Here is a 9577-nt window from a genome sequence, read left to right on the forward strand (position 1 = left end):
TGCTTATCATCATATTTTTCATCCTTTTTCTTATTTGGTACCTTTCTGATCAATAGACAGACTGCTAATGGCAATACCTACTCCGGTCTCTCTCTCTAAAACGATATAAACCGTAATGCCGATAAGACTCGGATTTTTGTTTGCCGGGATTGTTATTGAGACAGGATAGCTATATGTATTCGATGCAGTCTCTACTTTATCACTGACACTTATTTGTTCGCCACTGTAAACAACTTGTACATACAAATTTCCCGCAGGTATGGGGACATCTGTAGGAGTAAGCTTGATATTTAGATTATAAGTGCCTCCCTCTTGAGGTAAAACGTCCAAAGTGCTTAATTCGGAACTGGCACGTAACTGATACCCGGCTTGTGAAATTGTGAGTAGTGTACTCTTTGTCTGTCCGTCCAATCCGATACCTTCCACCCTTACCCTAAACGAACGGGATGAAGTACTTTCTTTGCGTTTGACATATATAGGGATATTTTGGGTATTGCTGCCGTGTGTCGTATGTACGGCATCATTTCCGGATTCAAACGAGAAATCATCGGTAGTTGCCGTTCCCACATCCGTTCCTGAAGTGACAAGTGTAGCCGTCCAGTAAGGAATATTCGAATCAATACCAAAATAAGCTGTTTTACCGCTTTCCGTTCCCTGATAATCAGGGCTGATGATAATGCCTACTCGCATATAGCTTTCCGGTATTTCGTTGCGGACGCAACGAACCATATATCCGTTTCGTCTGTCCTTATCGGCTCGAAGGTTTGCAGTCACCGTCGGAGTACCTGAAAAATCAAAGAAAGAGGCGTTGTTGCTCCAGTAACATCCGGTAGTACCGTCTCCACGTGACGCACCGGATTCATCCCTGTATCGGTTGTGAGGGAATAACAGCCAATGGTACGAAAGGTATCCGTACGAACTTACTTCATTATTTGATGCCGCTATAATATGATTATATTCTTCAGGTGTAGCCATATGCCACTGCCCATTGTCTACGATTCCCATATCCCTGATTTGGGTTTCGGAAAGACCGGCGAGTTTGCATGGATCTCCCAAGCCCTGTTTGACTTGTTCAGGGGTGTTGCCTGCGGAGATTTCACCGCCAGCCAGGTAAGGGACATTACTCCATCCTGTAATAGTTAAGGGATCGTATGAACTGGGATACCAAAGTACATCGTTCAATGCTTCGGCAGTGGTAGGTGGAACGAAATTTGTGCCATCTTCAGTATCAGGGTCACTGTGCACGGCTATCAGGCTGCCGTATTTGAACAAGACATCCTTATATCCCGTCTCTGAATGATATGCTTTCAGTATACCCGAATAAACACTAAAATCATTCCATATATTCACATTTCTGGATGTATCGGCAACCGCGTCATAATCTGCCGCCTTGTCACTCACAATGACCAGCCCGTCGATAGGTTTCCAGTTGATGGTAATATCATGTTCCTCCATTGCCACTATTTCCGCATATAATCCCATTGCACCCATACCGGTAATGGTGGCGTATATCTGATAATGGTTGTTTCGTGTCAGATTATGGTTCTTAGGGGGATTCTGACCGATATTCAGCAGATAGATACAGTTCAATACTTGCGCACTTCCGTTTTTAAGCACGCATTGCGCGTCGATTTTAAGATAGGTTGCGTGTGATGCATTTTGAGGGTCGGACAATATATGTTCGGGAATATAGGTAGCGGGAGTTGTTATAAAATCTATCCCGTCTTGTATGGTGTAGTTATCTCCATTTATTGTATATGTACCATTATTATTGAGTTCGCCTGTTCCCGGGATAGTAAGGTCATCCGACCAAATATCTTCCGTATATGCCTGCCCTTCTCCTATAGGAGTGGCGACCGGCATACGACATACTTTAACAGTGAGCTTGGTTACTTTGAAATCTTCATCCGGATTAGTTATATTTTTAATAGCTGTAAAGCTGATGCGGGATACCATGCGGGTTACGCTAACAGGCAATTCCGTCATTTTAATATTATTAATTGTTACTGTGGCATTTTTTCCGTCGCTACGGGATTCCACATAGGCACGTATCACATTTCCATACATGGGCGGAGGAGCAATGATACCTACGGCAGAGAATGTCACTTTTTCTATTTTATTTTCCAGTGTAATAGCAGAGAGCTTTTCGGTAAGCTCCGATGTTTCATTGCAGATGATATAAATGTTGTTATATCCCCGTGCCGCTCTTATAGAAGCGGTGTATGTGCCATCGACATTTATGGAAGCATCAGAAACGTCGTTGTATACCAGCTCGTTCTTGTCATTAAACACAATTGCACGTACGGAATTTATGACTTCATCTTTGTCGGTGGTATCATTGCGCGTCCCCATTTTAATACTCATCGGTATCTTTTCTCCTTCGTAAATACGTGCGCCTGTTACTTCGTTCTCTTTTGTACAAGAGTAAGTAAACAGGGCAAACATTGTTAAAAGAAGGACATTTGCCGAAAATTTTATGTTGATAGTTATATTCATCCTTAATCGTGCCATAATTCCACTTCAAAAAACGATTTACATATCTGTTGGTTGGAACCAGTAGGTCCAATTATTGATGGTTATACTCAATGCAATGTAGCCATTCTCTTCCTTATCTCCGATTCGAATGTTGATATCCCATTCGTATCTGCGGTCGAGGTATTCTTGATCGCCCATCATTTCCGGTTTGCTCATCAACAGGTAGTCAATAAGGTTTATAGTTGTTTTTCCTCCGATGTCTATCGTTTTTCCTGACGCTTTTTCGGTGATAGAAAAAGTCATGTCAGCATCCTTAATAAATCTAAGAGTATGAAGGCGGGTTTGTAGGGCGGTCTTACTGTCTTTCTCTTCAACTGAACAAGGATGGTAAATTATATTCTTGCTGCTCTCACCTACATTATTTTTATAGTCATAAGAATTGTTTGCAGTTATTAGTTGTATGTCATATTTTGAAGCATCCACCGGATTATTTCCTCGTATAATGCCTATCGTTATATCATTAGTATTGCGCACCAAGCTGACGTTTTCCGTATTACTGATATTTTCCGAAGAAAACATTAATAGAGGACCGCTATGCCATAATGCATCAAGATGGTTGTTACTTATGTTGTTTTCCGGCTCATATTTCAGCGTTAATTTATTTATTGGATCACCTGTATCCATTGTCGGAAGCTGATAGAATTTATCCGTTTTTCCAGCCCATACAACAGCTGTACAGCCTTTCAAACGATATGGTATCAGCATACAATAGTCCGGACTTTTTAGCGAATGGCCATTTTCGGTAAATGTCTGTATATATTTTCCTTGCGTATCGAACACGAAAACCTTTACTTCTTCCACCTGTTCGGCGAACCAATCTTCATTTGCCATATTATAGTCATATCGGAATTTTAGAAAGAGGTCACATTGATCGAGGTCGTCATGAAGGACATCGCAACCGGTAATCCCTGCCACCATCAAAGCGGCAAGGATTATTTTGTATTTCTTTATGTGTCTTTTAATTCTCATTTATCAATGCAAATCAACACCTTGTGTCCAGTAAGTCCATGGATTGATACTGATTTTTACAGAAAGGTAAGCATCTGATTCGTCATCATCAGTTCCCGGAGGTGTAGGATTTTCAGGATCAGACGGATCGGGAATCCACGGTGTTCCGGGACCGCTCACACTCTGAAGGTCAAGGTGATACCAGTTATTGCGCACTACTCCGTATCGGCCTAAAGCCATCTTTTCGGTTACATTCTGATCGTGACGGATCAGGACATCGTAATAGCAAACAGATTCATGATAGTAACGCACGGCACAAAAACGTCCGATGATACCGGTTTTCGCAGTAAGTCCGTTCGCTTGAAGGTTTGTAATAAAATTGTTTATAGTGCTTTGATCGGCATCTCCAGCCACGAGCTTTGCTTTCTTTAAGAATATAGGTAAGTCTGTTTTTAGTCCGCCACTACCAGTTTTTGTGTATTCTTCTTTAAGCTGTTCTAATGTATAATAGTTTCCTTTCCAAGAGAAATAGCTACTATTTTCAGTCAAACTATTAGGAGTGTACTGTGCCTTTACTACCACCTTGGTAGTGAATCCTAATTGCTGTGCCTTAGCTTCCATTGTATTTTCAAGACAATACAGACTTGTTCCCTTACTCTGTGTAACAGCAGGCATCTCCTCACTTTCGCTATCTATATTTTTTAGATAATTGAAAGCTGCATCCATATTAGTTTCCATAGTACTATTATCACTAATATCAGGTTGTTCGCTCTTTAAATAGTTCTTATCCCGACGATAAACCGCTCCAGTCGTGGCATTATCGTAAGTGATAAGTTCACTATACAGTTTCACACTTTTATTGGTAACGCTTAATTCCCAACCGCCAAAAGTAAATTTGGCACCGTCAGGTTTTGTAGAAAAAGGATCTTTAACCGCAAGTTCTACTTTTGCACTCAATCGATCCACAGAGATTTCTGCAGGATGGTCTTTTGCTTCTTTTTTTGCCGCATCTATTTTGTCTTGGGTATATCCATCCGGCTTATGCACCGTTACTCCCATCAATGCTCCTTCTATGCCAGCTCCTTCGCCTGCACTCGCCATCATGAAATTATCATTGGTAGCGATGTTGGCAATAACTGCTTCAATAGCAGTGTTAATTGCAGACCAAGGTTTACCTTTTACAGCATCCGCAGTTAAATTCCACCCTTTGCTCCCGTCGGTGTAAGGATTGATAACCACAAATACTTTTTTTGTTTTCTCTGGTACTAATTTTGCATCGCTAGCTACAGCTTCCGGGGTCCCTGTTCCACCGGATTCTCCTCCGCTATTCCCAACGGTCAAACCATCAAAATCAGCCACATCAAGGCACACATCATCCTCGTCAAATAATAAAACTTTGACGGCTTTTGCTTTACTTTCCCCAGAACTTCCCGGTTTTTCTTCTACATTCGCTGCTCTTGAAGTAGCTGTGTGACTTTGCAGCGAAAGCGACAGATACGCTTTGCCATCCAGTTCACCACCCGGAATATTCCCTTCCCGGGCATCTTCACTACTACAGCCGGCAAATATAAAAACTGCCAATGTAGATAATAGAAAACTTCTTGTTTTCATCATTGTTAAATGTTTAAATGTTGTAAATAAAAAGATAATTATAATATATAAAAAATCAATAATCTAGTTTACTCATCAATTCGATATTCTCTTCTTTTTTGGCTAATTCCTCCAGATTGAGATTTGCTTGTTTCAATCCGGATTCAGCAGCCTTATTTAGATGTAACTTTGCTTGTTCATAGTCACCTCTTAGCAGATGTAATACTCCCACGGCATTTTCGTATTCCGGTGTGGAAGTCTCTGCTCTCTTTAAGTATTTTTCTGCCAAAAGAGTGTCTTTACGTGAAAGTGCAGCCGAAGCGGCATTCAGATTGGCAATCTTATCATCAGGAAAGACGCTAACGGCTGTTTCAAATAATTCGATAAACTCTGGTGAACCATTTTTGTAAGTTAGAGCAACCAAATAAATTTCATTCAGACTCAAATTTTGTGGCCGACTATGAATCAGCACTTTTGCTTGTTCTATATTAAAATTCTGAACATCGTACTCTATTTTACAGATTGCTTTACGCAGATGTGGGTAATACTCACGCAACATAAACCGATAAGGATTGCCATGTTTATATAACATCAACGATTTCTTGCGACTGGTATTCGTTCGGTAGTTTATTTCAACTGGTATGTGATCTATAATATGAAGAATTCCATCCTTTTCTGCCATGTCAGACCTTGCAACCATTTTACGTAGTCCTTCCCAGTTTTCGCCACCATATTCCACCTTGTATAATTCTTTAGAGAAAGGGAAACGAGGGAGAAGGTAATTAACAAGTGCCTTTGCACGTCCTTCGGAAAGCTGTTTGTTAAAAAGGACAGAACCCTCCGGTGAAGCATAACCAATGACTGATATTCCACGAATGGTAATGGCTGTATCATTTTTCACTTCGGCAAGCATGGAGGATATCTTTTTTAGTTCAATCGGATTATTCATATAGTCCGGTTTAATGTCGGTTTTTGATACGACAAAGTCCAGAAATGCTTCACATGACATCTCACGACTTTTGACTGGTTCAACTTTTGGCTGTACGTAACTAATATGTGGAGTGATTTGATAAGGGACGGGAAGTTTCTCCAAAGTAACAGCACTAAAAAGAGGAATAGCTGATAGTAACCTGCCTGGCCTGCAACAGCCCATCACTTCTTTCTTTACATTCAGATATGCATCCTTCATCCATGGCTCGAATGGAATTGTCAACGAGTACCGAATCTGTTCTTTTCCAGTCATTCCATACCCTTTTAATATGGAGTATGGAGCTTCTGACTGGTAAAAAGCATGTTCCTGCGTATTCATCAAAGCAAGTTTACGTTTCAGATTCTGATAGTTCTTACGACCTTTAATGGATATTTCCGGCAATTCCATCTGATGGTTTGCAGCAATCAATACTGGTATCAGTTCTATAGAATGATTGGAACTGACTTGTATATTATCAAAGTTGTAAAGTATTTGAATATGCAATGAATCTCCCGCTTGCTGTAGTTCAAGAGCTGTTGGCTGTATAATTCCTGTATACCATTTCTTGGGATTTTCTTCTCCGTATGATAAAGAAGAAATGGTCAGGAATATGATTAACAGGTATAGGAGTGATTTTAATTTTGTCATGGTTGTATTATTTTATAAGAAATATAAGTGAGATTGCAGCTTTAGTAGGTCCAAAATAATTGCGGTTTTCTGTTCCGACCTTTTCACCACAAGTCTCACACCGGAACTTGTCATAATGTAGCCGTATATATCCTGCACCTATATTTGCTTCAAGGCTCCAACGATTACTAAGAAGGAAGTGATAACCATACGAGATGCCTCCTCCTGCTCCCCATCCTTCATATCGGTAATGGCTGGAATTATCTCCGAATAAAAGTGGCAAATGATGACCGGCTATGTTATATTGTGTTCCTATTATGTGTATCCCCCCAAAATGTCCGCTAAATCTTTCACATGTCCAATAACGATATTCCATTGTACCGAGCCAGTGCACCAGTTTTTTATTTGAAGATGCTTTATTGGGTGTAAACCAGTTAAGTCCGGCGCCAAATTCTATTGTAGTGCGTGGAGAAAGTCCCCACTCTACTCCCAAGTTAGGAGTACCTGAATATGCACCGTAGAACAGGTTTGTTTTTACTGCTACCTTTTGGGCCGAACATTTTAAAATGCTTCCCCAACATATCAAAAGTAGAATTGCTATATATTGTATTTTTATCAGATGCATATATCGAATATTTTGCTTTTGCTTGCGTTTAATAAATGATTATCGAATGCGAAATTACAAAATAAATATATATTAAAGTAAAACGTTCTGAAATTGCACATGGATTCCGAAGTTTCGTTCAAAATAGTTCTATAAATCACTTAAATGAGGGTTAGATAACTATAAAAAGGACTTATCGGATAAACATTGTTAAATTGTTATCCAACTTATTCAATTATCTTTTGTGACATACTGAACGTTTATACACGCGCAAAACAAACGATGTATAAGAATGATTATTTATATTTACATATTACTTGTAGTACTTCAACTATGCGTTTTGAAAGATCAGAATATTACACCTAGTTTTGTTCCCGGATTTTAAGGAGCCATCCGTTTCTTTAAAAGGAACAAGGCGTTCCTCGGTGAGAAACAGGTCGTTCCTTTAAAAGGAACGGCTCCTTGGTTTTAAACCAAAAACAGTATTTGTAATACGCTGTATATTAATTTGTTATAAAAAGAAGAATTCCGTCCCGATAACCATGGGAATATTCTCAATAAACCAAACGGAATTCACAGTCCAAAGGGCTGTATATACATACTTTTTTATTACAAACTTAAAAAAAAATCCCATGGTTACAGTTACAATTAATATCAAGCCATATTTGGCTGGATATATGTATGTCCGATATCGACAAAGTTTAGAACCCGATCCAGAGAACCAGTCTCATTCCTCCTCTCCTTCTTCTTCCAAACGACTTATCCCTATCCATCTCTCCCACATTACTCCAGTTTATCACTTCCTTCATCAACTATCTGTCCCTCATCCGCAAAATACTTCATGGAAAGAAATTGGAAATATTTGCTTTGTACTGCCCAAACCGCGTAATGGGAAGAATCCGGAAGTCTATAACTATATCGGAAACGATAGTGCATTGATTATAGAAAAGGAAATAGAAACGGAGATGAAAGCGGAATTATACTCCTTTCTATTGGAAAATAAGTTCAATAAAGGAGTGATGTTTAAAAAGTCAATAGAACAATTCGTAGAGCACTACGAAATGGTAGGACTGGTACAGGAAGAAACGCTGATGAGGGCATTTCAAAGATGGAGGAAATTGGTGAAAGAAGAAAAAGCTATAAAACTATAATGAAAGTATATTGATTTTGATTTAATATTCCATAAGGAAACGTGATATACTATACTAATTAATTGGAAGAAAGAAGGAACTTTTCTATCTTTGCTAATATTAATCTTTTTCGCTAATGGATTAAGATAAGAAAGGAGAAAATAATATGACCCTCAAAGAAAAACAATTAGAGTTTATTATCTATTGTATAGAGAATACAGCTGAACGGTTAGGACGCTATAGTGCGGATGTATATAATAAACTAAAAGAATTAGGTGCTATAGACGGCTATATAAATGCTTTTTATGATACTTTGCATACCCAAGGCAAAGCCTACATAGTAGATTCTTTATTAGAATATATCTATCATCGTGATCCACAATGGTTACCGAAAGATTATCGTCCTTTTCAAGTTTCGACACAGCAAAAAGGAGATAAGTCATGTTAACTGTTTATCATGGTTCTACTTACCGTGTAGAACAACCATTAGCTGGAGTATGCCGACCAAATCTTGATTTCGGAGTGGGCTTTTATCTTACTGATTTAAAGGATCAGGCTATTCGTTGGGCTCTTCGCACAGCTGATATTCGCCATGAAAAAAGTGTATGGCTCAATATTTATTCATTGGATATAGATGCCTGCCGTAACTCTTCTTTTCATTATTTGCACTTTACCACTTACGATGCACATTGGCTGGATTTTGTTGTAGCATGTCGACAAGGGAATGTTATATGGCAGGATTATGACATAATAGAAGGCGGTATAGCAGATGACCGTGTGATACGTACTATTGACCTTTATATGCGTGGTGATTACACTCGTGAAGAAGCGTTGTCACGTTTGATTCATCAAGAGCCTAACAATCAAATTTGTATTACGAACCAAAAAGTAATTGATGAACACTTATATTTTGTGGATGCTATACTTTTGCCTTTCCCATCTCTCTCAAAAGAAATCCCCAATGCTGATATTGTAATGCAAGGCAAATATTACAGCATTGTAGAACTTCTTGCTACCCGTCTGCATATTTCCAGTCTACAGGCACTTGATATATTTTATAATAGCGAAAGCTACCAGCGCATTGTCCACCGACTTGGAGATCTATATCTCATGAGCGATGCATATATTGTAGATGAATTAATGAGAGAGCTACAAAAAAGACAAGGTTAATAT

8 protein-coding genes are annotated in these 9577 nt (G+C 39.1%); 3 read left to right on the forward strand and 5 right to left on the reverse strand.

The window, feature by feature from the left end:
* Positions 1-30 precede the first annotated feature (30 nt).
* Genes BSCG_RS16645 through BSCG_RS16625 form a run of 5 tightly spaced genes read right to left on the reverse strand, consistent with a single transcriptional unit; the run spans position 31 to position 7286 of the window.
* Positions 31-2511 carry a fimbrial protein gene (locus BSCG_RS16645; protein WP_008775709.1) on the reverse strand — a complete coding sequence of 827 codons (2481 nt, stop codon included), beginning with the start codon at positions 2509-2511 and terminating at the stop codon, positions 31-33.
* Between the two features lie 21 nt (positions 2512-2532).
* Positions 2533-3504: a FimB/Mfa2 family fimbrial subunit gene (locus tag BSCG_RS16640; RefSeq protein WP_008775710.1), complete on the reverse strand. Its 972-nt coding sequence runs from the start codon at positions 3502-3504 to the stop codon at positions 2533-2535.
* Positions 3505-3507: 3 nt separating this feature from the next.
* On the reverse strand, positions 3508-5094 hold the full coding sequence (locus tag BSCG_RS16635) for an Mfa1 family fimbria major subunit (RefSeq protein WP_032849502.1): 1587 nt from the start codon (positions 5092-5094) through the stop codon (positions 3508-3510).
* Between the two features lie 55 nt (positions 5095-5149).
* Positions 5150-6691 carry a DUF3868 domain-containing protein gene (locus BSCG_RS16630; RefSeq protein ID WP_004310757.1) on the reverse strand — a complete coding sequence of 514 codons (1542 nt, stop codon included), beginning with the start codon at positions 6689-6691 and terminating at the stop codon, positions 5150-5152.
* A gap of 7 nt (positions 6692-6698) precedes the next feature.
* Positions 6699-7286, reverse strand: a complete 588-nt coding sequence (locus BSCG_RS16625; RefSeq protein ID WP_032841730.1) for a DUF3575 domain-containing protein — start codon at positions 7284-7286, stop codon at positions 6699-6701.
* A gap of 620 nt (positions 7287-7906) precedes the next feature.
* Between BSCG_RS16625 and BSCG_RS16620 the strand changes: the two genes are divergently transcribed.
* The 3 genes from BSCG_RS16620 (at position 7907) to BSCG_RS16610 (ending at position 9574) form a co-directional block, all read left to right on the forward strand.
* Positions 7907-8425 carry a hypothetical protein gene (locus BSCG_RS16620; RefSeq protein ID WP_008775715.1) on the forward strand — a complete coding sequence of 173 codons (519 nt, stop codon included), beginning with the start codon at positions 7907-7909 and terminating at the stop codon, positions 8423-8425.
* A 145-nt stretch (positions 8426-8570) separates the two neighbouring features.
* Entirely contained in the window at positions 8571-8852 is a 282-nt protein-coding gene (locus BSCG_RS16615) for a DUF3791 domain-containing protein (RefSeq protein WP_008775716.1), read from the forward strand.
* Positions 8846-9574 carry a DUF3990 domain-containing protein gene (locus BSCG_RS16610; protein WP_008775717.1) on the forward strand — a complete coding sequence of 243 codons (729 nt, stop codon included), beginning with the start codon at positions 8846-8848 and terminating at the stop codon, positions 9572-9574. Before BSCG_RS16615 ends, BSCG_RS16610 begins: the two co-directional genes overlap by 7 nt.
* Positions 9575-9577: the final 3 nt, after the last annotated feature.

Source organism: Bacteroides sp. 2_2_4 (genome assembly GCF_000157055.1).
Lineage (GTDB): Bacteria > Bacteroidota > Bacteroidia > Bacteroidales > Bacteroidaceae > Bacteroides > Bacteroides ovatus.